Origin of the sequence: Microvirga sp. 2MCAF38 (genome assembly GCF_052115485.1) — a bacterium.
Classification (GTDB): Bacteria; Pseudomonadota; Alphaproteobacteria; order Rhizobiales; family Beijerinckiaceae; genus Microvirga.
The window spans coordinates 580,922-606,601 of sequence record NZ_JBFRGU010000001.1 but is presented as its reverse complement, the minus strand read 5'-3'; the positions used below and the strand labels follow the sequence as shown (position 1 = coordinate 606,601).

General features: G+C 61.8%; 22 protein-coding genes. 9 read left to right on the top strand and 13 right to left on the bottom strand.

Annotated elements, in window-relative coordinates; all coding sequences use genetic code 11:
* Positions 1–75: 75 nt before the first annotated feature.
* The 3 genes from smc to AB4072_RS02850 all read right to left on the bottom strand — a co-directional run bounded on the left by smc (position 76) and on the right by AB4072_RS02850 (position 4,824).
* Entirely contained in the window at positions 76–3,537 is a 3,462-nt protein-coding gene (smc, locus tag AB4072_RS02860) for a chromosome segregation protein SMC (RefSeq protein WP_441965388.1), read from the bottom strand.
* A 45-nt stretch (positions 3,538–3,582) separates the two neighbouring features.
* A complete protein-coding gene (locus AB4072_RS02855) occupies positions 3,583–4,221 on the bottom strand; it encodes a DsbA family protein (protein ID WP_441965387.1) in 639 nt (212 codons plus the stop codon).
* Between the two features lie 66 nt (positions 4,222–4,287).
* The gene (locus AB4072_RS02850; protein WP_441965386.1) at positions 4,288–4,824 is read right to left on the bottom strand and encodes a DUF721 domain-containing protein; all 537 of its coding nucleotides are present in this window, start codon (positions 4,822–4,824) and stop codon (positions 4,288–4,290) included.
* 68 nt (positions 4,825–4,892) lie between these two features.
* On the opposite strand from AB4072_RS02850, the gene mutY reads away from it, so the two are divergent.
* Positions 4,893–6,005 carry an A/G-specific adenine glycosylase gene (gene mutY, locus AB4072_RS02845; RefSeq protein WP_441965385.1) on the top strand — a complete coding sequence of 371 codons (1,113 nt, stop codon included), beginning with the start codon at positions 4,893–4,895 and terminating at the stop codon, positions 6,003–6,005.
* An 18-nt stretch (positions 6,006–6,023) separates the two neighbouring features.
* Here the strand turns inward: mutY and AB4072_RS02840 are convergent, their stop codons facing one another.
* The 4 genes from AB4072_RS02840 to AB4072_RS02825 all read right to left on the bottom strand — a co-directional run bounded on the left by AB4072_RS02840 (position 6,024) and on the right by AB4072_RS02825 (position 10,804).
* On the bottom strand, positions 6,024–6,950 hold the full coding sequence (locus AB4072_RS02840; protein WP_441965384.1) for a LysR family transcriptional regulator: 927 nt from the start codon (positions 6,948–6,950) through the stop codon (positions 6,024–6,026).
* 305 nt (positions 6,951–7,255) lie between these two features.
* Entirely contained in the window at positions 7,256–8,449 is a 1,194-nt protein-coding gene (locus AB4072_RS02835) for a site-specific DNA-methyltransferase (protein WP_441965383.1), read from the bottom strand.
* A 159-nt stretch (positions 8,450–8,608) separates the two neighbouring features.
* Positions 8,609–9,250, bottom strand: a complete 642-nt coding sequence (locus tag AB4072_RS02830; protein ID WP_441965382.1) for a ribonuclease HII — start codon at positions 9,248–9,250, stop codon at positions 8,609–8,611.
* Positions 9,251–9,514: 264 nt separating this feature from the next.
* On the bottom strand, positions 9,515–10,804 hold the full coding sequence (locus AB4072_RS02825) for a PA0069 family radical SAM protein (RefSeq protein ID WP_441965381.1): 1,290 nt from the start codon (positions 10,802–10,804) through the stop codon (positions 9,515–9,517).
* Between the two features lie 152 nt (positions 10,805–10,956).
* Between AB4072_RS02825 and AB4072_RS02820 the strand changes: the two genes are divergently transcribed.
* Together AB4072_RS02820 and AB4072_RS02815 are read left to right on the top strand one after the other, a co-directional pair.
* Positions 10,957–11,523 (top strand): glycosyltransferase family 2 protein, encoded by a 567-nt coding sequence (locus AB4072_RS02820; protein ID WP_441965380.1) that lies wholly within the window; start codon positions 10,957–10,959, stop codon positions 11,521–11,523.
* 61 nt (positions 11,524–11,584) lie between these two features.
* The gene (locus AB4072_RS02815; protein ID WP_441965379.1) at positions 11,585–13,096 is read left to right on the top strand and encodes an FAD-dependent monooxygenase; all 1,512 of its coding nucleotides are present in this window, start codon (positions 11,585–11,587) and stop codon (positions 13,094–13,096) included.
* A gap of 4 nt (positions 13,097–13,100) precedes the next feature.
* On the opposite strand, the gene moaB is transcribed toward AB4072_RS02815, so the two are convergent.
* The 3 genes from moaB to AB4072_RS02800 all read right to left on the bottom strand — a co-directional run bounded on the left by moaB (position 13,101) and on the right by AB4072_RS02800 (position 15,602).
* Positions 13,101–13,652 carry a molybdenum cofactor biosynthesis protein B gene (gene moaB / locus AB4072_RS02810; protein WP_441965378.1) on the bottom strand — a complete coding sequence of 184 codons (552 nt, stop codon included), beginning with the start codon at positions 13,650–13,652 and terminating at the stop codon, positions 13,101–13,103.
* 118 nt (positions 13,653–13,770) lie between these two features.
* Positions 13,771–14,640, bottom strand: a complete 870-nt coding sequence (gene ypfJ, locus AB4072_RS02805; RefSeq protein WP_441965377.1) for a KPN_02809 family neutral zinc metallopeptidase — start codon at positions 14,638–14,640, stop codon at positions 13,771–13,773.
* Positions 14,641–14,774: 134 nt separating this feature from the next.
* Positions 14,775–15,602, bottom strand: a complete 828-nt coding sequence (locus AB4072_RS02800) for a uracil-DNA glycosylase (protein ID WP_441965376.1) — start codon at positions 15,600–15,602, stop codon at positions 14,775–14,777.
* A 182-nt stretch (positions 15,603–15,784) separates the two neighbouring features.
* Here AB4072_RS02800 and AB4072_RS02795 point away from each other — a divergent pair, with 182 nt between their 5' ends.
* The 3 genes from AB4072_RS02795 to AB4072_RS02785 all read left to right on the top strand — a co-directional run bounded on the left by AB4072_RS02795 (position 15,785) and on the right by AB4072_RS02785 (position 20,761).
* Complete coding sequence (locus tag AB4072_RS02795; protein ID WP_441965375.1) at positions 15,785–17,449, top strand: electron transfer flavoprotein-ubiquinone oxidoreductase; 1,665 nt, start codon at positions 15,785–15,787, stop codon at positions 17,447–17,449.
* 298 nt (positions 17,450–17,747) lie between these two features.
* A complete protein-coding gene (locus AB4072_RS02790) occupies positions 17,748–19,526 on the top strand; it encodes a tetratricopeptide repeat protein (protein ID WP_441965374.1) in 1,779 nt (592 codons plus the stop codon).
* 371 nt (positions 19,527–19,897) lie between these two features.
* Positions 19,898–20,761 carry a 4-(cytidine 5'-diphospho)-2-C-methyl-D-erythritol kinase gene (locus AB4072_RS02785; RefSeq protein ID WP_441965373.1) on the top strand — a complete coding sequence of 288 codons (864 nt, stop codon included), beginning with the start codon at positions 19,898–19,900 and terminating at the stop codon, positions 20,759–20,761.
* 179 nt (positions 20,762–20,940) lie between these two features.
* On the opposite strand, the gene AB4072_RS02780 is transcribed toward AB4072_RS02785, so the two are convergent.
* Both AB4072_RS02780 and AB4072_RS02775 read right to left on the bottom strand, forming a co-directional pair.
* Positions 20,941–21,183, bottom strand: coding sequence for a MetQ/NlpA family ABC transporter substrate-binding protein (locus tag AB4072_RS02780; RefSeq protein WP_441965720.1), 243 nt, complete (start codon positions 21,181–21,183; stop codon positions 20,941–20,943).
* Positions 21,176–21,247: a hypothetical protein gene (locus tag AB4072_RS02775; protein ID WP_441965719.1), complete on the bottom strand. Its 72-nt coding sequence runs from the start codon at positions 21,245–21,247 to the stop codon at positions 21,176–21,178. Before AB4072_RS02775 ends, AB4072_RS02780 begins: the two co-directional genes overlap by 8 nt.
* A 337-nt stretch (positions 21,248–21,584) precedes the next feature.
* Here AB4072_RS02775 and AB4072_RS02770 point away from each other — a divergent pair, with 337 nt between their 5' ends.
* Positions 21,585–23,552, top strand: a complete 1,968-nt coding sequence (locus tag AB4072_RS02770) for a glycoside hydrolase family 113 (RefSeq protein ID WP_441965372.1) — start codon at positions 21,585–21,587, stop codon at positions 23,550–23,552.
* 16 nt (positions 23,553–23,568) lie between these two features.
* Here AB4072_RS02770 and AB4072_RS02765 read toward each other — a convergent pair whose 3' ends face one another.
* Entirely contained in the window at positions 23,569–24,588 is a 1,020-nt protein-coding gene (locus AB4072_RS02765) for a polyprenyl synthetase family protein (protein WP_441965371.1), read from the bottom strand.
* Positions 24,589–24,704: 116 nt separating this feature from the next.
* Between AB4072_RS02765 and AB4072_RS02760 the strand changes: the two genes are divergently transcribed.
* Together AB4072_RS02760 and AB4072_RS02755 are read left to right on the top strand one after the other, a co-directional pair.
* Positions 24,705–24,929, top strand: a complete 225-nt coding sequence (locus tag AB4072_RS02760; protein WP_441965370.1) for a putative signal transducing protein — start codon at positions 24,705–24,707, stop codon at positions 24,927–24,929.
* On the top strand, positions 24,922–25,659 hold the full coding sequence (locus tag AB4072_RS02755; RefSeq protein ID WP_441965369.1) for a tRNA1(Val) (adenine(37)-N6)-methyltransferase: 738 nt from the start codon (positions 24,922–24,924) through the stop codon (positions 25,657–25,659). Before AB4072_RS02760 ends, AB4072_RS02755 begins: the two co-directional genes overlap by 8 nt.
* The last annotated feature ends 21 nt before the right edge of the window (positions 25,660–25,680 follow it).

Genomic DNA, 25,680 nt, shown 5'->3' with positions numbered 1-25,680 from the left:
AATTGCGAAATGGGCACAGCTTCCTGACGGCGGCGCCCACCTTTTTAAGGCTGAACTGTGGCGGCGCTGAAAGCCTTAAGCCACTTCAAGAATGCGCTCGGCGCTCTGAAGGTCCACCGAGACGAGTTGCGACACGCCCCGTTCCGCCATGGTGACGCCGAACAGGCGACTCATGCGAGCCATGGTGATGGGGTTGTGGGTGATGACGACGAAGCGGGTCTCGGTTTGCTTCGACATGTCGTCGAGAAGGTCGCAATAACGCTCCACATTCGCGTCATCGAGCGGTGCGTCCACCTCGTCCAGCACGCAGATCGGCGAGGGGTTCGTGAGGAACACCGCGAAGATCAAGGCGGTTGCCGTCAGAGCCTGCTCGCCGCCCGAGAGAAGCGTCATGCTCTGCGGCTTCTTGCCCGGCGGACGGGCGAGGATTTCGAGGCCGGCTTCGAGCGGATCGTCCGAATCAACCAGTGTCAGTTCCGCAGTGCCACCGCCGAAGAGGGTGGTGAACAGGCGCTGGAAATGAGCGTTCACGACATCGAAGGCAGCCAGCAGGCGCTCGCGGCCTTCCCGGTTGAGGCTGCCGATGGCACCGCGCAAGCGCTTGATGGCCTCGACCAGATCGTCGCGCTCGGCCGCCAGGTTCGAATGCTTGGCCTCCAGCTCGGTCAGTTCCTCGTCGGCACGCAAGTTCACCGCACCGAGGCGCTCGCGGTCGCCCTTGAGGGAGTGCAGCCGCGTCTCGATCTCATTCTGGGGCGGAAGCTCCGCGCCTTCTTTCAGCCCCGCGAGTTCGATCAACCCGGCTGGCGTCGTCTCCAGATTCTCGGCGATGGCGCGGGTCACCTCCGCGAGGCGCTGAACGGCAGCCTCATGCCGCGCCTGCGAGCCCGCGCGCGCCTCTCGGGCGGCGGACATGGCTTCCATGGCGGCGCGGGCGGCGCGGTCGGCTTCAGCCAGAGCTGTTTCACCGTCAGCGAGACGGTCTGAGGCTTCCTTGCGTTTTGCTTCCGCCGATTCGATCTCGGAAAGCAGCGCACGGCGGCGCATGAGGTAGGTGTCGGGTGCTTCGAGCAGAGCCTCGTATTCGCCTTGGGCCCGCTCCTGGCGTTCGCTGAGATCGACGGAGGCGCGGGAAGCACGCTCGGCGCGCTCGCTCCATGAGCGAATATCCGAAGCGATGGCCTCGCGCCGACGGCGATGCATGTCGGCTTCGTGGACAAGGGCTTGCAGCGCCGCGCGGGCCTCGGAGGCAGCCGCGCGGTGTTCGGCGACGCGGGTGCGCTCTTCCAGGAGCTTGCTTTCGAGATCGGGGCCGGGGGCCAGATCCTCGAGTGCGACTTGCGCGTCGCGAACACGCTCCTGCGCCTCGCTTTCGCTGGCGGTGAGGCGCGCAAGACCTTCCTGCAAGGCGGAACGGCGCTGGCCGAGTTCGGCTTCGCGACGCTCGGCGGTGGCAAGCCGCTGGCGGGTGCCGTCGAGCGCCTGACGCGCCTGACGGGCGGCCTCGATGGCCTGCATTTCATGAGAGGCGGCGGTGCGGACGGCGGCGAGAGCTTCTTCCGCTTGGAGGCGCAGATGTTCGGCCGCCTCGCGCGCTTCGGCGGCATCCCGCTCGAGATCGCCCAGACGGTTCTTCTCGGCCAGCCGGCGGGCCGCGGCGGAAGGCGCTTCGGCGGCTGTCGTGAAACCGTCCCAACGCCAAAGATCACCCTCGCGGGACACGAGACGCTGGCCGGGCTTCAACTGGGCACGCAGGCGCAGCCCGTCGATTCGTTCGACGACGCCGATCTGCTTCAGGCGGCGCAACAGAGCGACAGGCGCATTCGCCACGTCAGCGAGGGAGGGCACGCCCCCCGGCAGAGCGGGATCGTTCTCGCCCGAACCGGTATTGGCCCAGTGGGAGGGGGCGGAGGGATTCGTGGAGGCGTCGAGATCTTCACCGAGCGCCGCGCCGAGCGCCGCTTCGAAGCCCTTCTGAACGCTGAGCTGGTCGAGGGCCGGGGGCCACATCTCGCTCGATTCGGTGGCGAAAAGCTTGGCGAGGGTCAGGGCTTCGGTTTCAAGGCGCTGCGCATTGCGCTCGGCCTCGTTCAGCGGCTGGCGCTGGCGGTTCTCGGTCTCACGGGCGGCGGCGAGCGTCTCACGCGCATGAATGACCGATTCTTCCGCTTCCTGAGCGATTTCCTCAGCGATGGCGACTTCTTCGCGCAAGGATTCTGCTGAGGGGCCTTCATCGTCCGTGGCGGCCACGAGCGCTGCGATATCGCGTTCCAGGCGTTCCTTTTCGGCGGCGAAACGCCCTGCGCGCTCCATCTCTTCGCGGACAGCGCGCTCAAGGGCGGCGCGGCGGGCGTTGAGATCGGACACCTGTTCCTGAAGGGCGGCGAGGGAAGTCTCGGCCGCGGCGAGCTCAGCCTCCACGTTGTGAAGACGTTCTTCGCTTTCGGCGCGAGCTTCGCCTGCTCCGTCGGTCGATTGGGTGAGCTCGACCTCTTCGGCCTGCAGGCGGGCGATGGTGGCCTGCGCATCGCCGTGAAGAGCAGCCTCGCGGGCGATGTCGCGGTTGAGATCGGCGATGTGGCGTTCGAGTTCGGTCACGCGGTCCTTCGACCGGCGTTCCTCGTTGTCCAATTCGTTGCGGGCAAGCGTCAGCCGTTGCAACGTGGCGGCGGCCACGGCTTCCGCCTCGCGCAAGGCTGGAATTGCGTGGGCGGCCACCGCTTGGGCTGTCGCGGTGCGGGTCTGTTCCTCGGTCGTGTCCGCGACGGCTTTCAGATTGTCGCCGGCATGCTGCTCGGAGAGCTGGGCCTGTTCCCGCGCATCGGCGAAGGCGATGGCGTATTGAAGAGCCTCGAGACGGCGAATTTCCGACGAGAGGTTCTTATAGCGCGAGGCCTGACGGCCCTGACGCTTGAGGTTTTCGATCTGCGATTCGAGCTCGCGCAGCACGTCTTCCACGCGCACGAGATTGTCTTCCGCGGCTTTCAGCCGAAGCTCCGCCTCGTGGCGGCGGGCATGAAGGCCGGCAATGCCGGCTGCGTCTTCCAGAATGCGGCGGCGGGCCTGGGGCTTGGCCGAAATGATTTCGCTGATCTGGCCCTGACGGACGAGAGCGGGCGAGCGGGCGCCAGTCGCCGCGTCAGCGAACAGGATCTGCACGTCGCGGGCGCGCACTTCCTTGCTGTTAATTCGGTAGGTCGAACCTTCCTCGCGCTCGATCTTGCGCGAGATTTCCAGAACGTCCGTATCGTTGAAAGCGGCAGGCGCGGTGCGCTCCGCATTGTCGATGGTGAGCATCACCTCCGCCGAGTTGCGGGCAGGGCGATTGCCGGAGCCGGAGAAGATGACGTCATCCATTCCGGTCGCGCGCATATTCTTGTGGGAATTCTCGCCCATGACCCAGCGCAGGGCCTCGACGAGGTTCGACTTGCCGCAGCCATTCGGCCCGACGACGCCAGTCAAACCCGGCTCGATCAGGAACTCCATCGGCTCGACGAAGGTCTTGAAACCCGCGATGCGGAGGCGCGTCAGCTTCATGGGCGCGCCTCACCGTTCCGCCTCAAAAGGGTGGTTCTCGGGGATTTACTCTCCCAAAAGAGGCTTGATAATCTTCTCAAGCTCATCGATCGACATGCTTCCGGGGTAACGCTGACCATTGATGAAGAAGGTCGGGGTCGAGTCCACCTTGAAGGTTTCGATGCCCCGGTTCTTCACCGCATTCACCGCGTCATAAAGCTTCTGATCCCGCAAGCAAGAGTCGAATTTCTCTTGTGAAAAACCGGCCTGCCGCAGCAATTGCCGCAGAGCATCGAGAGGCTTGTCCGTGAAAGCCCAGTTTTTCTGCTGGTCGAACAGCATGTCGGTGACCGGGTAATATTTGCCCTCGCCATCGCAGCGGGCCAGCATGAAACCGGCTGTGGCCAACGGATCGAGAGGGAATTCGCGCAGGATGAAGCGCACCTTGCCCGTATCGATGTAACGCTTCTTCAATTCGGGGTAGGTGTTGGCATGAAAGGCCGCACAATGGGAGCACGTGAGCGAGGCATATTCGATGATCGTCACCTTGGCGTCAGCGGGGCCGAGCGCCACATCGCCGAGCGGGCCGGGGACAGCGAGGTCCTGCACCGACGCGTTTTGGGCGAGAGCCGGAAAGCTGGTGGTAAGAGCGGCCGTGACGGCCACGGTCCCGAGAAGCTGAAGCGTTTGGCGCCGGGTAATCATCTTGGAAAAGGCTCCGTGAAACTTGTCGTCATGCGGTAGAACGGGACGAGGCCGGAGGCAAGCGCCTCACCTCTCACGCTTTCGTGGGTCGGAGGTTTTCGCGGTTCCGATGATGGCGGTGCCGAGCCGGGCAAGCGCTGCCTTCAACCCGTCCTCTTCGATGGCTTCGACGGCACTGCCGATCCGTTGGCGGTCTTCCTCGCGGACCACCGGTACTGGCGTTTTCTGTGGCTTTGCCCGTCGCACCGGCCCTTGCTTCAGGACCAGCTTCCCGATGCAGCGCCAGCCGTAATGGGCGTTGACGCGCTCGACGACGACCGGGCTCAGGTGCTGGAGCTCGAGGGCGAACGCGCTTTCCACACGAATGATGAGGGCCGCGGGCTCCGGCCGCGCGTCCGGATCGGCATTCGGGCCCTTTCTTTTCCATTCGATCTTGAGCGGCTGGGTGAATTCGGCGAGCCGCTCGCCGACGATTTCAGGCCACGCCACGATGATATCTGACGTGGCAAAGCCTTGCGCGGCAAGGCTCGGGCCGAGGCACACATCGATGAAATCCGCGAGCGGTTTCGAGAAGGGCTTTCGCCGGGGGCTCGGCTTTCGCATGGGCCTTGTCTGAAAATGCGCCAAAAGCGGCGCTGGAATATTCCGTCAGGATCGGTATTGCAGATCTCATGTTAACGCCTGCTTCGAGCGTCACCAAGCCTCGCGCATCGGATCTTCTCGACTGGTACGATCGTCACCGGCGCGATTTGCCATGGCGCGCGAAGCCGGGCGAGACGGCCGACCCTTATCGCGTCTGGTTGTCGGAGATCATGCTGCAGCAGACGACGGTCGTTGCGGTCAAACCTTTCTATCTCAAGTTTCTCGAACGATTTCCGAGCGTTCAGGCCCTGGCGCAGGCGCAGGAAGAATCGGTCATGCAGGCCTGGGCCGGCCTTGGCTATTATTCCCGCGCGCGCAATCTCCATGCCTGCGCCAAGGTGGTCGTTGCCCGTTACGGCGGGTGCTTCCCCGCGACCGAATCGGAATTGCTCAACCTTCCCGGCATCGGGGCCTATACGGCGGCGGCAGTAGCGGCGATTGCGTTCAACGAGCCTGCGGCGGCGGTCGACGGCAATGTGGAGCGTGTGCTCTCGCGCGTCCACGTCATCGATGAGCCTCTGCCGAAGGCAAAACCTGCCATCAAGGCGCTTACCGAGGAACTCGTACCGTCGGATCGCCCGGGCGATTTCGCGCAGGCTCTCATGGATCTCGGCGCCACCATCTGCACGCCGAAGCGCCCGGCTTGCGCGCTCTGCCCCTGGATGATGCCGTGTCAGGCACGTGAGCAGGGATTGCAGGAGACCTATCCGCGCAAGGAAAAGAAGGTCGAAGGTCAGATGCGGCGCGGCGCGGCTTTCGTCGTGCTGCGGGCCGACGACACCATTCTTCTGCGCACCCGCCCGCCGAAGGGCCTTCTCGGCAGCATGGCCGAGCCGCCGACGAGCGAGTGGGATCCGGCTTACGAACCCTCCCGCGCCGTTCTCGACGCACCCATCGAGGCTCGCTGGCAGCGCTTGCCCGGCGTGGTGCGCCACGTCTTCACTCATTTCCCGCTGGAGTTAACGGTGCTTTTCGCCAAGGTGCCGAAGGGAACGCCCGCTCCGCACGACATGCGCTGGACACCCCGGCTGAAGCTCTATGAAGAGGCACTGCCCGGCGTCATGAAGAAGGCCCTGGTTCACGCGCTTGGCGACTTGCCGGGAGAGCCCGCGAACGCGAAAGTTAAGAAGGCCGAGGCGTAAGATCCACCGGTCGGTTCTTCACGCTGCGCCCGATAAGGCTCCGCTCTCTCCGCTCAGCACGCGGCCCTGGCGCTTGAACAATGCCGCAATGGCTGTCGCCACGCGTTTCACGTTGGCGCGGTTGCGGCTGCGTTGGTGGGTGAGGAGAAACACGTCCTCGATCAGATCCTCGCGAGGCTCGGCGACACGGACCAGCGCGGAATCCGCATCGCCGAGCCAGCAAGGCAACATCGCCGCGCCGAGGCCGGCCTTCGCGGCCTGATAGCGGATAGGCATGTCTCCGATGCGGGCGGCAATGGGGATGTGGTGCTCTTTGGCGAAATCGGTGGTGAAAGCGGCCTGTCGCGACAAGGCAGGGTCTTCGGTCGGCGCGATGACCGCCTGCGGTTCGGGAGAGGAGGCGTAGATCGCAAAGGCGATCACCCCGACCTTGCGGACGATGAGGCTGTCATCTGCTTCAGGCAATCGGCGCATCCGCAAGGCGATGTCCGCTTCTCCGGCTGCAAGATCGAGACGGCGGCGGGTCGGAATGTACGTGATTTCGCAAGGATCTGCGGCGCGCGCCAGTTCGGCGGCGTTGAAGGAGAGGAACATGGTGGCGGAAGCCGTCGCGGTGACGCGTACGGGCGCGTCCGGGTCGGGCCGATAGGCGGCTGCCGTTTTTGGCACGGCGCTCGCCGCTTCTGCCATGGGCGAGGCCGCTTCCAGCACCGCCTTGCCGGCTTCCGTCAGGTCGAGCCGATTCGGGCCGCGCTGAAACAGAACCACGCCCAGCGCTTCCTCGAGCATGCGAATGCGCCGGGCAATGGTCGGCTGGCTTTGGCCGAGCGCCTTGCCCGCGCCGTTCATCGATCCATGAGCCACCACGGCCAGGAAGATGCGCAAGTCGTCCCAGGACGGTTCGGCGGCGCTGAGCCAGGATGAGTCGATAACAGAAGAAGCCATTTAAGGATGCTAAATCTCTTCGGGCGGTTCGGCATAGGGGAACTTCGCATGGGAGGGGACGATGTCCCGAACATTCATGCGCAAAGTCCCGCAATGCAGCCCGCCAACTTCGCCCAGGTACCCCACAGGCTTATGTGTGTTCCCTCTTGTTCTCAGGGAGTTGGCCGCCCGTTCACGTTACTTACGTAACGTAAGGTGAAGGGTTGCGGCCTGCCCGATAGGGGGCGTTTCAAGCAAAATCGGCCGTGACGGGTTTCGTCACGGCCGATGGATAAGGCGTTTCAAAGGACTGCTTGGGGGGCCGATCAGGCCGCGAGTTCCGCTCTGACCTTCGTCCTGAAATCGTCGATAGAGACGAGTTTGCCGTCGCGTTCCACATGCCAGAAGGTCCAGCCGTTGCAGGAGGGGAGACCCTGCACCAGCGAACCGACCTTGTGGATCGAGCCGACGATGGCGCCGAGCGCAAGCGTGCCGTCCGCGCGAATGGTTGCGGTGTAGCGACGGCGTTCGTCCACCATCACTTCGCCGGGCTTCACATGGCCGCCTTCGATGAGGGCGAGGAACGGCACGCGGACTTCCGCGCGCTTTTCCGGTGCGGCGGCGATGGAGACATCGGAGAGCGGCTCAGCCGCATCGATGCGGGCCCGCGCTGCCTTGGCGTAGGTCGGATCGCGTTCGAGACCGATGAAGTGGCGGCCGAGTTTCTTGGCGACAGCGCCCGTCGTGCCGCTGCCGAAGAACGGGTCGAGCACCACGTCGCCGGGATTGGACGAAGAGAGAAGAATGCGTGCGAGCAGGGCTTCCGGCTTCTGGGTCGGGTGAACCTTGCGGCCATCCTCACCTTTAAGGCGTTCGTCACCCGTGCAGATGGGCAGGTGCCAATCCGAGCGCATCTGAACGTCTTCGTTGCCGGCTTTCAGCGCTTCATAATGGAAGGTGTAGTTCTTCGCGTCCGCGCTTTTCGAGGCCCAGATCATGGTCTCGTGCGCGTTGGTGAAGCGGCGGCCCCGGAAGTTCGGCATCGGGTTGGCCTTGCGCCACACGATGTCGTTGAGGAGCCAGAAATTCAGATCCTGCAAAGCCGCGCCGACGCGGAAAATGTTGTGGTAGGAGCCGATGACCCACAACGTCGCGTTCTTCTTCATCACGCGGCGCACGCCGAGAAGCCAGGCGCGGGTGAAGGCGTCGTAATCGGCAAAGCTCGCGAACTTGTCCCAATCGTCATCGACCGCGTCCACGAGGCTGTGGTCCGGGCGCGTCAGGGATTGTTCGAGCTGGAGATTGTAGGGCGGGTCGGCAAAGACCACGTCCACGCTCTCGGCCGGCAGTTTCTCCAGATTGGCGATGCAATCGCCAAGGAGAATTTGGTCGAGAGGGAGTGGGGCTGAGACGGAGAGGGGGCTCTTGAGCCCCGTCCGAGGCGCTGGCGCGGTCCGCCCGGTACGCGAGACACTGATCCGGGAGGCGGCGCCAGCGGCCCCGGTACGCGAGGTACCCATGGGTGATCACCGGTTACGCAACTGACAATCCGGATCATGCGGTCGTTAAGGTAAAGATGTGGTTTAAGAGGCGCGAAAAATGCGAATTTTTTAGGTCGGCAAACTTTGCCTACATATTGAATTTATTGCGTTTTTCGAGTTAACGACCGTTAAGGTCGGTTACAGATCCAGTAACCCTTGGCGAAAGGGTGAAAAACTTAAGCGATGAAACGGGCACGGACCGTCGCTCGCAATCGCCGAAAGATGCCCTTTGGTGCTGTACCCAGCATTGGTCTCGAATCCGTAGACGGGGTAGATCGCCCCGAGCCGCGTCATGAGCCTGTCGCGCACGACTTTGGCGACGATGGAGGCGGCCGCGATGGAGGCGATGAGCCCATCGCCGCCGATGAAGGTTTCGACCTTGCAGGGCAGTTTCGGTGGATCGTTGCCGTCGACCAGCGCCAGATCCGGCTTGCAGGGCAGGGCGGCGAGCGCCCGGACCATGGCACGCAGTGAGGCCTGCCGGATATTGATGGTGTCGACCTCGCCGTGGGAAATGGAGGCGATGCCGACTTCCGCCGTCGCCAGAATTTCCTCGAACAACTCCTCCCGCCGCGCTGCCGTGAGGACTTTCGAATCATCCAGCCCCTTCGGAACCCGTTTCGGGTCGAGCACCACGGCGGCGGAGACCACGGGACCTGCCAAAGGCCCACGCCCGACCTCGTCGAGACCGGCGACGCAGCGATAGCCCGCCGCGTGATACGCGCGCTCGTGCTTGAAGCGCAGACCCGGCTTCGAGGTTTGGCGAATCGTGATCGTCATCATTTGATGATGAACGCGAAAGAGGCGCGCTTGTCACCTCCGCGCCTTCGCCGCAGCCATTAATCACGTAGGCTTTAGTTGCAACGAACAGACAGACAGCGCCACACAGCCTCACCCTGAGGAGGCGCGTCAGCGCCGTCTCGAAGGGCGAGGCGTTTCCAGAGTACGCTGGAACCTCCTTCGAGACGCAGCCTGCGGCTGCTCCTCAGGATGAGGTCTGAGGGGCCGCTTTGCTACTCTTAGGCGTGGCTCGACGCGCGGCCATTAAAACAGTGACAGCTGTCCCACATCCTTCGCCGGCGCTTGGAAGAGGTCCGTGCGCAGTTTGAGGCGGCTCTTGTTGAAGCCGAGGCGTTCGGTCGCTGCCTCGAAGCGGCGGCCGGTGATCCAGGCGAAGGGGCCGACGCCCTTTTGCCGCACGCCCCACTCGGAATCGTAATCCTTGCCGCCGCGTGCGTCCTGCAGAATGGAGAAGACGTGCTTCAGCTTGTCCGGGTAATGCTCCACGAGCCAGTCGCGCATGAGATCCTTCAGATCATAGGGAAGGCGCAGCAGAACGTAGCCCGCTTCTCGGGCACCTGCCTGATAGGCGGCTTTGAGGATCGCCTCGATTTCGTGGTCGTTGATGGCCGGAATGATCGGCGCGACGAGCACGCTCACGGGGATGCCTGCCTCGGCAAGCTGCCGCACCGTCTCCAGACGCTTTGCGGGCGAAGCCGCGCGAGGCTCCATCTTTCGGGCGAGCTTGGGATCGAGGGTTGTAATCGAGATCGCGACCTTGGTGAGCTGTCGGTCCGCCATCTGGGTCAGGATATCGATGTCGCGGGTCACCAGCGCCGATTTGGTCACGATCCCGACCGGATGATTGGCGCGGTTGAGCACCTCTAATATCCCGCGCGTGATGCGAAGCTTACGCTCCAGCGGCTGATAGGGATCGGTGTTAGAGCCCATGGCGATGACCTTCGGCACATAGTTCTTCGCCGACAATTCCTTTTGCAGAAGGTCGGGCGCGCTGGGCTTGGCGAAGATCTTGGTTTCGAAATCGAGCCCGGAGGACAACCCTTGAAAGGCGTGGGTCGGCCGGGCGAAGCAATAGACGCAGCCATGCTCGCAACCGCGATAGGGGTTGATCGACTGGTCGAAGCCGATATCCGGCGAATCGTTCTTCGAGATGATGGTGCGCGGCTTCTCCACGATGACTTCGGTGGCGAGGTTCGCGACCTCCTCTTCCACGTCCCAACCATCATCGAAGGCCTCGCGCTGGGCGACTTCGTAGCGCCCCGTCGGGTTCGAGACGGATCCGCGCCCACGTCTACGTTCGGCCTCGACCCGGTAGGCGGGATCGATCGCGCGCTGCCGGGCGGCCTCCGTTGCCTCTGCCGGGCTTACCGACACCGGGCGGGGGCGAGGCGAATCGGAGAGCTTTCCCGCGGATGAGGGCGATGCTTGTTTCGCAGGTTCCCGCTTGGCTTCGAGCGGACGAAACCGCGGCTCCTTGCCGAGATAGAAGCCGGTGGTCGAAAGGGGCGTCTTTGCGGAAGTGGGCACGGGCATGGGAACCTCGACCGAATCTTGCATGGAACATTTGATGAACAAAGAACAAAAAGAGAACGAAATCAAGGCGTCTTTAGGGCGGCAACATGAAGCATCCTGGTGGGGGGAAGATCGCTTACTGTTTCAATGCTTTACGACGGGGCATGCCGAAAATGCCGTTTCCCCTTTTGCCGATCCGCCTTATGGTGCCGGCTATGATCAGCGTCCTTATTCGGGTGAGGCACGGGCCAGAGGCCTTGGCCGTCACTTTGAGCGCCCTTGTCCCCGCCGTCGCGGCGGGGCTCGTGGGCGATGCCGTCATCCTCTCCGATGGCCCTGACGACATTATTGCCGCCGTGGTCGACGCAGCGGGGGCCGAGCTCATCGTTGCTGCTAAGGATCCCTGGCGACAGGGCGCACAGATCGCTCGTCGGGACTGGCTCTTGTGCCTCGACGACGGCGATGTTTTGGCTGAGGGCTGGATCAACACCCTGGAGCGTTTCGCAGCCTTCGGACGACCGGACCGTTCCGGAAAGCTCAAGCGGAAGTCGTCCGGTCTGTTTGCCGGAGTGACCGGTCTCGTCCGGGCATTCGTCGCTGGTGACCGGAGCCGAGCTGGCGATCTTGTTCACAAACAGGTGCTGCTCGGCCAGGTGAAGGCCCGTTCGACCGTGAGCCTTGCCGCTTTCATCGAGCGCGATCCATTCTTTACCGAGCGTTCCCGCGCGGCCGCTTCCTGAGCGGCCTCTGGTGGACGAAGGCCCGTTACCGCCTAGTTGATAAGACAAGGCGGAGAGGGCGATGAAGGCACCACAGGTCATGATCGTCGGAGCAGGGCCGACAGGCCTTGTCCTCGCTTTGCGTCTGGCGCGTCACGGCATTCCGCTTCGCATTATCGATCGTCATGCGGGTCCTGGCCAGGCTTCACGCGCCATGGCGGTACATGCGCGCACTCTCGAATTCTATCAACAGCTCGGCATGGCCGATGAGGTGGTCGAGCGCGGTATCAAGATGGATGCGCTGCATCTATGGGATGAGGGCCGACACATCGCGGATGTTCCGGTCGGCGATTTCGGCAAGGGCCTGAGCCCCTATCCTTTCGTCCTCAGTTATCCGCAGGACGACCACGAAAAATTCCTGAATCAGAAGCTGCACGATTTCGGTGTCGCCGTCGAATGGAACACCGAACTCATCGGCTTTGTCGACGATGGAGCTGTGGTGCGTGCGACCGTGAGGCGAGGTGGCCGCGACGAGGTTTGCGAGGTGTCCTACCTGTGCGGTTGCGATGGTGCGCATAGCACCGTGCGGCACGGCCTCGATCTCGAATTCCCAGGTGGCTCTTACGAACAGACATTCTATGTCGCCGATGCGCACGCGACAGGCGAGGCCGCAGGTGGCGGCCTCAACATGTGCCTCAATGCCAAGGACTTCTGCCTTGCTCTTCCGGTCCGCAGCACGGGCATGCATCGATTGATCGGCATCATTCCGGACGAGGTGAAGGATCGCGAAAACATCACCTTCGAGGATCTGAAGCCGATCATCGAAAGGCTATTCGGTATCAAGGTCGATCAACTCAATTGGTTCTCGCTCTATCATGTCCATCATCGCGTGGCGGGACATTTCGCGCGCGGCCGGGCCTTCATCGCGGGCGATGCGGGGCACATTCATTCGCCGGCGGGCGGGCAGGGAATGAACACCGGCATCGGTGATGCAGTGAATCTCTCCTGGAAATTGGCGCATGTGTTGCAAGGTCGCGCGGATTCTTCGCTTCTCGACACTTATGAGCCGGAGCGCATCGCCTTCGCGCGCAGCCTCGTGACGACGACCGACAGCGCGTTTCAGGCGATGGTGAACCGCAATGTTCCGGGCCGCCTCTTTCGCGGCTTTCTGTTGCCGGATGTGGTTCCGTTGGCTCTCAGATTTTCTGCGATGCGACGGTTGCTGTTCAAAATCCTTTCGCAGATCCGCATCAGTTATCGCGGCAGTGCGGTCAGCATTGGTCGCGCGGGTGGCGTCGACGGCGGAGACCGTTTGCCATGGGTCGAGCCGAGCGGCAATTTCGCGCCGCTGACATCGCTCGATTGGCAAATCCATGTCTATGGCGTGGCGAGCGATGCGCTGAAAAAAGCGGCCGAGGAACGTCGCATTCCGCTGCATGTTTTCGCGTGGAGCCATGCGGCCGAAAAAGCGCAACTGGAAAAAGACGGGCTCTATCTCGTGCGGCCCGACGGGCATGTGGGGTTGGCAAGTGCCGGACAGGATATCGAGGCGCTCGACATCTATCTCTCAACACATCGCTTCACGATGCCTTGAGAGATCACACCTTCAATTTCGTGCGCTTCAAATGCTCGTCGAGGCGCGGCATGATTTCGACGAAATTGCAGGGACGGTGACGATAATCGAGCTGCCCTGCGAGAATGTCGTCCCATGCATCCTTGCATGCGCCGGGTGAACCCGGCAGCACGAAGACGAAGGTCGTGCCGGCGAGACCTGCCGTTGCACGCGACTGGATCGTCGAGGTGCCGATCTTGTCGTAAGAGATGCGATGGAAAAGCGCCGAGAAGCCGTCCATACGCTTGTCGAACAAGGGCTCGATGGCTTCGGGCGTCACATCGCGTCCGGTAAAGCCTGTGCCGCCCGTGGTGATGACGACATCGATGGCGGGATCGGAAACCCACGCCTTCACCTTCGCCCGGATCGCTTCGAGATCATCCGTGACGATGGCGCGGTCGCCGAGCTTGTGCCCGGCTTGCGTCAAGCGCTCAGCGAGCAGCGTGCCGGAGCGATCGTCTTCCATCCGCCGCGTATCTGAGACGGTGAGAACGGCGATGGAGAGGGGAACGAAGGGATAAGCGTCGTTGGTGGACATAAAGGCCCTGCGTAAGTGAATGAGATGAGCCTCCGATGCTCTGCACCGAATTGCAAGCACCAAACCTCATCCGATGCTTTCAGGCACTCGCCTCAGGGTGAGGCTGCCGCGCGCGCTTTTACAACTTGCTCGCCCGGAACGTGTCGCAAGCTTGAACCTGCCCGGTCTTCAATCCTGTCGTCAGCCAACGCACGCGTTGTTCAGACGAGCCGTGAGTGAAGGAATCCGGGACAACAGTACCTTGTGTCTGGCGCTGCAAGCGGTCGTCGCCGATGGCTTGTGCGGCGGCGACGGCTTTTTCGATGTCGCCTGGTTCAAGCGCGTTCCAGCGTTGTTGCGAGCGGTTTGCCCAAACGCCCGCAAGGCAATCGGCCATCAATTCCGTGCGGACCGAAATCTGGTTGGCTTCCGGTTGCCCGACCTCGCGTTGGCGCGACTGCGCGCGGGTGAGAATGCCGAGCTGGTTTTGGACATGGTGTCCAATCTCGTGCGCGATCACGTAGGCGTAGGCGAAATCGCCGCCGGCGCGAAAGCGGGTCTGCATGTCCTGAAAGAAAGAGAGGTCGAGATAAACGGTCTGATCGGTGGGGCAATAGAACGGCCCCATGGCCGATTGCGCGGCGCCGCAGCCGGAGCGCGTCGCGCCTGAAAACAGGACGAGTCGGGGTGCTTGGTATTGCCGGTTCGCCTGCTGCGGCAGAACCTCTTTCCACACATCCTCCGTATTGCCGAGAATAGCGGCGGCGAAGCGGCCCGCCTGATCCTGCGGCGTACCGGTTTTACCTTGCTGCTGTTGCTGATAGCCCGATCCGTCGCCCTGGAGCATCTCCGCTCCGCCGATCAGAAGGCGCGGATCGATGCCCAGCGCCCAGCCGATGAGGCCCAAAATCACGATGGTCCCGATGCCGAGACCACCCGCACCGCCGGGTATAGGCAATCCGCGTCGGTCTTCCACATTCTCAGAGGTTCGGAAATCGTCCCAGCGCATCTTCGTTCCAGTCAGGTCGGAGCCGGCAACCTATCAAATCCGCGAGGGCTTGCGAGGTTCCTGCCATGCTTTGTCGCAAACAGTTTTAGCGAGATGCGCCTCCTTGCCTTTGCATAGCGAGAAAACGCGGAATGCTATTCGCCAGGGCTTGTTTCACCGTTCAAGGCGCGTCGCAAGGCCAGGAAATCTCGCCAGCCCAGACGCTTCTGCAAAGGTTGGCGCAGGAGATAGGCAGGGTGAAGGGTCGCCAGCGCGCGGATATCGCGCCCCTCTTCGGTGCGATAGGTGAACCAGCGTCCGCGCGTGCGCAGGATGCCGTCCTTCACGTCGAGAAGATTCTGCGCGGCGGGACCACCGAGGCAGATGAGGAAGTCGGGCTTCGCGAGCTCGATCTGGCGCGCGATGAAGGGCTTGCAGATCGCCACTTCCTGCGGTGTCGGCGTGCGGTTGCCGGGCGGACGCCAGGGCACCACGTTGGCGATGTAGACCTGATTGCGATCGAGCCCGATGGCGGCAAGCATGCGGTCGAGCAACTGGCCGGAGCGGCCGACGAATGGCTTGCCGATCCGGTCCTCGTCCGCGCCCGGCGCTTCGCCGACCAGCATCACGCGGCTCTGAGGCGTGCCGTCCGAGAACACCAGGTTCTTGGCACTGGATTTCAAGGAACAACCCTCGAAGCCGGCCAGGATCGTTTCCAATTCCTCGAGCGATTTTGCGTGACGGGCCAGTTCGCGCGCCTGAACGACAGCCTCTTCCGGAGCGACTGCGGCCTGCGGCATGGCGCGCAGAGGCGCGGGTTCGCGCAAAGGCTCGATTGGCCGCGCAATCGGGGCTGGTGGTGGCGGCGCGATCTCGCTGAACCGGTCGTGCGGCTCTTCGTCGAGGGCAAGATCCACCCCTGCCTCGACATAGTAGTCGAGGATCGCCTCCAAAGTGGCTCTATCGGGGAACTGTTCTGCCATGGTCCCCTTAGTTTAAGCAGGTTGGCGGGCGTGGACAACTTAGGAAGCCTCTTGCCGCACATGGCAATTTCCTGAATGAAACAAATCCAAGCTTGCCCAAGCGTTCACTTGAGAAGTTCCAGTAAATAGTTCAGACATGAACTATCTGCCTCTTCGGCATCGAGCGTACCAGGAGAAAGTCTATGGCCGAACTGCCCGCCCGCGAATCCATGGAATTCGACGTCGTTGTCGTGGGCGGCGGGCCTGCCGGCTTGGCGACCGCCATCCGGCTGAAGCAGATCGCTCTTGAGAAGGGTGCTGATTTCTCGGTCGTCGTCGTGGAGAAGGGCTCCGAGGTCGGAGCGCATATCCTCTCCGGCGCGGTCATCGATCCTATCGGCCTCGATGCTCTTTTGCCCGAATGGCGCCAGGATCCCGAGCGGCCGCTTCATACAAGGGTCCAACAGGACGAGTTCCTTTATCTCGGCCCTGCCGGTGGCGTGCGCGTGCCGAACCTGTTCATGCCCAAGCTGATGAGCAATCACGGCAATTTCATAGGCTCCCTCGGCAATGTCACGCGCTATCTCGGTCGCAAGGCGGAGGAGCTCGGTGTCGAGATTTATCCCGGCTTCCCGGCGGCCGAGGTGTTGATCGAGGAGGATAAGGTGGTGGGCATCGCCACCGGCGACATGGGCATCGGCCGGAACGGCGAGCCCAATGCCAGCTTCACGCGCGGCATGGAATTGCGCTCCAAATACACGATTTTCGCGGAGGGAGCGCGCGGCTCGCTCACCAAGCGGATGGTCGACCACTACGCGCTCAACAGAACCAGCGATCACCAGAAATACGGTATCGGCATCAAGGAATTGTGGCAGGTGAAGCCCGATAAGCACCAGCCCGGTCTCGTGCGACATTCCATGGGCTGGCCGCTTCAGAACGATATGGGTGGCGGCTCGTGGCTCTACCATTTCGACGATAATCTCGTCTCGGTCGGCTTCGTGGTTCATCTGAACTACAAGAACCCGACCCTCTCGCCCTTCGATGAATTCCAGCGGTTCAAGACGCACCCCATGATTCGGGACGTGTTCGAGGGCGCCAAGCGCATCGGCTACGGAGCGCGCGCCATCATGGAGGGCGGTTGGCAATCGGTGCCGCGTCTCACATTCCCTGGTGGCTGCCTCGTGGGCGATTCAGCCGGTTTCGTGAACGTGCCGCGCATCAAGGGCAGCCACAATGCCATCCTATCGGGCATGTTGTGTGCCGACCACGTTTTCGGCGCCCTTCAGGCCGGGCGGGCGAATGATGAGATTGCCACCTATGAGGAGGCTTGGCGCTCGTCGGCCATCGGGACGGACCTCTACCGCGTCCGCAACGTCAAACCGCTCTGGTCGAGATTCGGCACCGCTATCGGCGTCGGGCTCGGTGGCCTCGATATGTGGCTCCACCAGATCGCCGGGTTCTCCCTTTTCGGCACGCTGAAGCACGGCAAGGCCGATTACGAGACCCTCAAGCCGCTCTCGGAGGTAAAGCCGCTTACTTACCCGAAGCCCGACGGCGTCCTGACCTTCGATAAGCTGTCCTCAGTTTTTCTCTCGAACACCAATCACGAGGAAGACCAACCGCCGCACCTGCAGGTGCTGGATGCGGAGTTGCAGAAGCTCTCCGAGCACGACGTATTCGGTGGCCCGTCCCGGCTCTATTGCCCTGCCGGGGTCTACGAATGGGTCGGGGAGGGGGCGGATCTGCGATACCAGATCAATGCGCAGAACTGCGTCCACTGCAAAACCTGCGACATCAAGGACCCCAACCAGAACATCAACTGGGTGACGCCCGAGGGCACAGGCGGGCCGAATTACGTGAATATGTGACGGGCGCCCCTGCCTTCCTCCCCCTTGCGGGGAGGAGTAGGAGGTGGGGTGCAGCGCCGCCATCGAACCAGCGTCACGCCGACACCCCCACCCTAGCCCTCGCCACAAGGGGGAGGGAACGGCCGGCGAGTATTTCCCCGTTGGGTGCAAGGCTCTTTGGGTCGCGATCCCGCCACTTCTGAAAAAGAATGTCGCAACGCGGCAAAGTCGCCCTTGCCGACGCGGCGCGGAACGGCCATTCTCCGGCCTGAATTGGCGCGCATCCATCGAGATGTCGCGATGATTGGAGCCGCGCTTCGTGCCAAATGTGAAATCGACCTCGGTCCGCCGGGGCCTGTCTGTTCTTGTGCTGTCGTTTGCGAGTCTTGCGGCGCTGCCCGCGCTTGCCGTCAATACCGATCCCAAGGAACCCATTCATCCCGCCGCTACGCTCGAGGGTAATTTCCTCGCGGCTTATGTGGCCGGTATGGCGCGCGATACGGACGCCGCGACGGTGTTTTACCGCCATGCGGTCGAGGGTGATCCGCGTAATCAGGAATTGTTGGAGCGGGCCTTCGTGGCCTTTCTTGCCAACGGCGCCATGCCGGACTCCTTCAAGGCTGCCGAGCGTCTGGTGGCGCGCAATCCGGCGAACGGGCTTGCGCAGTTCACCTTGGGCGTGCGCTCTCTAAAGGCGAATAAATATACTCAAGCTCGTGCCAGCCTGAATCAGGGCGGGCGTGGCCGTGCGGCCGACATTACGGCGACCCTTCTTTCCGCCTGGGCGCAAGCCGGTGCCGGCAAAGGCAAGGAAGCGCTGGCGCTGGTGGACAAGCTCAAGAATGAGCAAGCCTTCAACCAGTTTCGCGAATATCACGCTGCCCTGATCGCCCAGTTTACCGGCAACAACGACGAGGCTGAAAAGCGCTTCAAGTCGGCCTATGAGAACGGGCGCAACACGCTTCAGATCGTCGATGCCTATGCCCGTTTCCTGGCCTCGCGCGGTCGCAAGGACGAGGCGCTTGCGATCTATCAGACCTTCGAGGAAGCGCTTCCGCGCCATCCGATTGTCCGCGCATCGGTCGATGCGATCAAATCCGGCAAACCGCTGAAGTCCACCATTTCCTCGGCGCAGGATGGGGCGGCGGAAGTGCTCTATGGTCTCGGTGTCGTCGGTAGTGGGCAGGGCGACGAGCTGACCGCGATCATCTATCTGCGTCTCGGCCTGTATCTCAATCCCGATCACTCGCTCGCGCTCGTGACCCTCGGCGATCTCTACGAGAAGCTGAAGCAATATGACCGCGCGAACGAGGTGTTCGCGAACGTGCCGAAGAACGAGCCGGTGCGCCCGAGCGCCGATATCGCCATCGGACAAAATCTTGAATTGATGGGGCGCGGGGATGAGGCCGTCGCTTATCTTCAAAACCTGATGAAGGAGCGTCCGGACGATGTCGAAGTCGTCATGGCGCTCGGCAACGTGCAGCGCTCGCGCAAGCAATTCGCAGCCGCCGCCGAGACGTATGGCAAGGCCATCCAACTCATAGGCACTCCCGATCGCAGCCATTGGATTCTCTTCTTCTATCGCGGCTCTTCCTACGAGCGTTCAAAGCAATGGGAGAAGGGTGAGCCTGATATGAAGAAGGCGCTCGATCTCGTGCCCGACAGCATGCCATCTGCGAAGGCGCAGGTGCTGAACTATCTCGCTTATTCCTGGGTCGATCAGAACCAGAATATCGACGAGGCGTTCAAGATGCTCACGCGCGCCGTCGAGCTTGCACCGCGCGACGGCATGGTCATCGATTCTCTCGGCTGGGCCTATTATCGCCTTGGCAAATATCAAGACGCCGTTCGCGAGCTCGACAAGGCTGTGGAATTGAAGCCGGGCGATCCGGTGATCAATGACCATCTGGGTGATGCCTACTGGAGAGTCGGGCGTCGGGACGAGGCGAAGTTCCAATGGAACCACGCCAAGGATTCGAATCCCGAGCCGGAGGATCTCGAAAGAATCCTGCAAAAAATTGCGAACGGTCTCGACGACGCGAAGCCGGCTGCCGACGGCACGCAGCCTCCGTCAGAGCCGAAGCCGAATGGGGGCTGAAGCCTCATCTTTATAAATTCCCTCCCTGTCATCGGCGGGGGAAACGCATATGGATGCAAAATCGGGATAGGCGAAGCGCGACGGACTCTCCTCCCCACGGATCTCGGACTCGTCCGAGATCCGCTTCATCGTGCGCAAGTCGGGAACACCCGTAGATTGCCTTACTGTCATCGGGGAGAGGACAAATGCCTAGAGTTTGATCGTTTCAGATTGAAACAATCAAACTCTCGATTCTTTGATGCCGCATGATCCGGGCATCAAGCGAGAACACTTTCGCGAATTTGGGATCCGGTTTTACGAGAGAGAAGTGTCGCACCGAACCGGTAGACCAATTTCACGAATGCGAATTCATGATGCTCCAGAACACCCGCATGGCTCGACCGCTGACAACACGCGCTCCCGCGAAGATCAATCTGACGCTGCATGTCCTCGGGCGGCGCGCGGACGGCTATCATGATCTCGAAAGTCTCGTCGCGTTTGCCGGAATCGCCGACACGCTCACCCTGGAGCCTGGCACGAAACTCGGTCTGCATGTCTCTGGGCCGACCGCATCGCTTGCGGGCAATGAGAACGACAATCTCGTTCTGAAAGCGGCGCGTTTTCTGAGCGAGCGGATTGACGGCCTCGGCGTCGGCACTTTTCATTTGACGAAGCGTCTGCCGGTAGCGGCGGGCGTCGGTGGCGGCTCTTCGGATGCGGCGGCTGCTTTGCGATTGCTGGCGCGCCTCAACAATCTGCCGTTGGTTCATCCTGCAATCCGTGAGGCTGCGCGTCTCACCGGCGCGGATGTGTCCGTCTGCGTTGAACCGCGCGCACGCATGATGCGCGGGATCGGCGCCGATCTGTCTGCGCGAGTACCTTTGCCGCGTTTGTTCGCAGTGCTGGTCAATCCGCGTATTCCCGTGGAGACACCTGCCGTTTTCAGCGCGCTTGGATTGCAGCCGGGGCAATCGTTCGGAAACACGGCGCATCCGGTCATCGAAGGCGTGTCGCTTTTCGAGCAATTGAAGCGCGCACGCAACGATCTCGAAGGAGCAGCTTTGCGCGTTCAACCGATCATCGGGGATGTGCTGCGTGTAATCAGTGAAACGAAAGGCTGCGTGCTCGCGCGTATGTCCGGCTCAGGCGCGACAGTGTTTGGGCTTTATGCTGACAGCACCGCATCGGCCAGTGCGGGGAAGACGATCCAGCGTGCGCGGCCTGATTGGTGGGTAAAGGCGACGAGTCTTCGGTGAGCGTTTTTACCTTGTGTGTCATCCCGGCGAACGAAGTGAGGGAAGAGGATCCACGATCAAGCTCCGCACTATGGACCCCCTTCCCGCGCTAGGCGCGCCGGGGATAACATCGGCGAATGCAAAAGCGAAAATCCCCGGGACGAAGCCCGGGGACGATGCTCAGTTTAGCGAGCTATTTCTTACCACGCCGGAATGATCGCTCCTTTGAAGCGGGTTTCGAGATAGTTGGCGACTTCCGACGATTCATAAGCCTGCACGAAGGTCTTGATTTCCGTGCGCTTCTCGTCGCCTTGGCGAGCGGCGATGAAGTTGGGGTAAGGGTTGCCCTCGCGCGCTTTGACCGCAATCGTATCCTTACGGATATCGAGGCCAGCATTGATTGCGTGGTCGGTGTTGATCACGGCCGCATCGAGATCAGGCAGGGGCGCGCGGCAATTGCGCGGCGTCGAGTTCGGAGAACTTGAAGCCCTTCGGATTCTCGGCGATATCGAGAACGCTCGGCAGGAGCGCCCTGCCAGGTTGCGATCTTGATCAGACCTTGCGCTGCTAGAAGATTGAGCGGCCGCTATTGCTCGGATCGTTCGGAATGCCGATCTTCGCGCCTTCGGCAGATCCGTAACGGACTTCACCTTCTTCGAATAGAAGGTCGAGACTTGAGCGGGTTGTCGCCTGGAACTAACTCCCCCCTCTCGGTCTGCTGCGTCATGATGACCCTAAGCCATACGGCTTAATGGTGTAGTTAATTGAAACGTTATTATATAAATAAGATTCAGTGGGTACGCTTCACCGCACGTTGTCAGCCATTGTGAATAGAAGGCAAGCCATGAGTGGTTCCGAGCAGATCTTCGAGTGGGAAAGCGTTACACAACCTTCTTATTGGGGTGGACAAATCCTCGATCGGGAAGGTCAAGCAGCGATGTCCCAGATCGTCGCTACCGGCGCCAACACTGTCACGATCATCCCCAATTTCTTTCAGACAGATAAATCAAGTAGCTCGATGGGATTGAGACTCGGCGATCCGACCAATCCCTGGGACGACGAGAGCGACACCTTCGAAATTGTCAGGCAGTCGATTCTCCAGGCCAAGGCGCAGGGCCTCAAGGTCGTGCTCAAGCCGCATCTCGAAACCGAGAATCGCGTCTGGCGCGCCGAGCTTGCTCCCAGCGATCCCAAAGCGTGGTTCGACAGCTATAGGGCCATGATGGTCGAGTACGCCAAGGCGGCGCAGGCGGGCGGTGCGGAGATGCTCTGCGTCGGCACCGAAATGAACAGCATGATCGATCCGCTGGGGGTCTGCAGTGACGGCAAGAGCTATACCCGGAAATGGATCGAGATCATCGATGCCGTGCGCGCCGTCTACTCCGGCAAGATCACCTATGCCGCCACCTATGACACGGTGCAGAGGGTCGGCTTTTGGGACAAGGTCGATTACATCGGCGTCGACGCCTACATCCCTTCCTCGACGGTCAACGATCCGACCGTCGACCAGATCGTGGACGCCTGGGTCAAGCCGCATTTCAATCCCTGGATCCGGGATACTCTGCACGGAGGCAAGTCCGTCGTCGATTATTACAAGGCACTCTCGGAGCAGTACGGCAAAAAGGTGATCTTCACCGAGGTCGGCTACAAGAGCATGGACGGCGCCAACAAGGACCCGGGGGTTTTCGGCGGCACCGGCGCGGTCGATTTCCAGGAGCAAGTGGATTGCTACACCGCTCTGTTCAAGGTGATGGAGAATTACGGCGGACAATGGCTCGCAGGGTCCTTCCTCTGGAGCTACTACTCCTTCGAGAACCCGATGAAACCGGTCGCAGATGGCGGGCGAGGCGTTCCCTGGACAGACTACACCACACAGCATAAGCCCGCCGATGCCGTGGTGACGGCGAATTATTCGAGCCCCGATCACGTGACCGGCCTTGTCTGGAACGGCACCGCCAATGCCGACAAACTCGATGGCGGCTATCACAACGATACGCTGAACGGCGCCGGCGGCAATGACGTTCTCTGGGGCGGCGCCGGCAATGATGTCATTTCCGGTGGGGATGGGGTCGATGCGATGACCGGCGGAGATGGCGATGACACCTATTCCGTCGATGCGGTCGGCGACAAAGTGATGGAAGCTGTCTCCGGTGGCACTGACTTGGTGATCTCCACCGTCAGCTATGCACTGAGCGCGAATGTCGAAAATCTCGCCCTGAGCGGCACCGGCGCCCTTACTGGCACCGGCAACGAACTTGCCAACACGCTCACTGGCAATGGCGGTGCCAACGTGCTCTCCGGCGGCGCCGGAGACGATCGGCTGCGCGGCGAGGCGGGCAAGGATACACTCAAAGGCGAGGCAGGCAACGACAAGATCGGCGGCGGTGCAGGCGTCGATAAGCTCTATGGCGGCAAAGGTTCCGGCAGCCAGGACGTATTCGTGTTCGATACCAAGCTCACCAACAAGACGATTGCCAACAAAAGCAAGGATACGATTTACGACTTCGGGCCGAAATACGATTCGTTCGGCTTCGACGACGCGGCCTTCACCAACAAAACCATCGTCAAGTATCTGAAGGGCAAAAACGTGTCGCTCGATACGCCGATCGCCATCAAAAAAGGTTGGTTCGCGCTCAATGAGGCGAAGCAGAAAGACGATTTCTTCGTCGCCAAGAAGATCAACGCCACGACCTACACACTGTACTGGGACAGCGACGGATCGGGTGCCAAGGCGGCTTTGGAGATCGCGACCGTGAAGCTCCAGAAGGGCGAGGGCAGGACCATCACCTACAAGGACCTCTTCTTCATCTGACGCAGAGCGTGCGTCCTCAATAGGCGCGGGCGATGCAGAAATCGACCGCGTCGAGCAGGGCCTGCTTCATCGGGCTCGATGGGAACAGGGCGAGCGCGTCGCGGGCCATGGCGCCGTAATGGCGGGCACGTTCGATCGTGTCCTCCAGCGCCCGGTGCCGACGCATGATGGCGATGGCCTGTTCGAGATCCGCATCCTCGATCTCGCCTTGTTCGATCACCCGCTTCCAGAACGCGCGCTCTTCATCGTTCCCGCGACGGAAAGAGAGTACGACAGGGAGCGTGATCTTCCCTTCGCGCAGATCGTCACCCACATTCTTGCCGAGGGTCGCGGCGGTGCCGCCGTAATCGAGAGCATCGTCCACGAGCTGGAAAGCGATGCCGAGATTCATGCCGTAGGAACGGCAAGCCGCCTGTTCGGCCTTGGGCCGCTCAGCGATGACCGGGCCGACTTCGCAGGCGGCGGCGAAGAGTTCCGCCGTCTTGCCGCGAATGACGGCAAGATATTCGTCTTCCGTCGTCTCGGTGTTCTTGGCGGCGGCAAGCTGCATCACCTCGCCTTCGGCGATAACCGAAGCAGCGGAGGAGAGAATATCGAGCGCGCGCAGTGAGCCGACCTCCACCATCATTTTAAACGCCTGGCCGAGCAGGAAATCGCCCACGAGCACGCTCGCCTCGTTGCCCCATTTGATGCGGGCGGCGACCTTGCCCCGGCGCATGTCGCTTTCATCCACCACATCGTCGTGGAGGAGGGTGGCGGTGTGCATGAATTCGACGCTTGCCGCGAGCTTGATGTGTCCCTCGCCCTGATAGCCGACGAGTCCGGCCGTCGCGAGGGTCAGCATGGGGCGCAGGCGCTTGCCGCCGGATGAGATGAGGTGGGTCGCCACTTCCGGGATCATCGTGACATCCGATCCCGTCCGGGACAAAATCATCGCATTGACCCGTTCCATGTCCGCAGACACAAGGGAAACGAGCTTTTCGATACCTGCATTCTTATCTGAATGCTTTTCCTCGAACGGAACGACGACGCCCACGTCTTTAAACCCGGGTTGCCGACCGGAACGGTCGGTAGGAATATGGACCACACCGTGGCATGGCGGTTTCCATGCCGCAACGCGAAAGCTTGCCGCAAGGAAGGAGCCTGGCACCGATGGTCGAAATCGTCCGCACGAACGATCTCGTGACGATCGGCTTCCTACAATCCTTGTTGGAGAACGCCAATATCCCTGTGCTTGTGGCCGATCTGCATATCAGTGCCCTCGAGGGCATGATAGGGGCCTTTCCCCGCCGTATTCTGGTTCCTGACGATTGGGCCGCGCAGGCACGTCGCCTGATCACCGAGGCCGGGTTGGAGGCCGAACTGCGCCATGCTTGAGACCACCGACGATTCGCTCCTTGGCGGGCGAGTGCGCCTGTTGCAGCCCGCAAAAGGCCATCGCGCGGGGACCGATGCCGTGCTTCTCGCTGCTGCGGCCCCTGTATCGCCGGGCGATGTGGTGGCGGATGTGGGAGCCGCGACCGGCGCTGTGGGTCTCATGGTTGCCGCTCGAGGGACGGCGCAGATAGTCTTCATCGAGCGCGATCCGGCTCTCGCGGCGCTTTGCCGAAAGAACGCCGATCTCAACAATGTGAACGCCCATGTGGCGGTTGCCGATCTTTTGAATCGCGCCTCGTGGGTCGCCGAGGGCGTGTCGCCCGAGAGTGTGGATATCGTCGTCACCAATCCTCCGTTTCTGGAGGAGGGACGGGCGCGAATCTCGCCGCACGAACGGCGGGCCGCAGCCCATGCGTTGCCGGAAGGGGGGCTGGAAGCCTGGCTGCGCGCTTGCATCGCTCTTCTCAAACCCAAGGGGCGGCTTGTCCTGATTCACCGTGCGGACCGAATGGCGGATTGTCTCGCAGCTCTCGGAAAGGGTCTGGGCGGGGTGGAATTGCGGTTTGTCCACCCAAGCGCCGACCAACCGGCGATTCGGGTGCTGATCTCAGCGTTGAAGGGAAGCCGCGCACCGCTGGCGATCCTGCCGCCGGTGATTCTCAATGGAGAGAGCGGCCACTTCACGCTGCAGGCGGAGGCACTGCACAGGGGTGATGCCACGCTCGTATGAAGCGGGTGATTCGCGTCATGG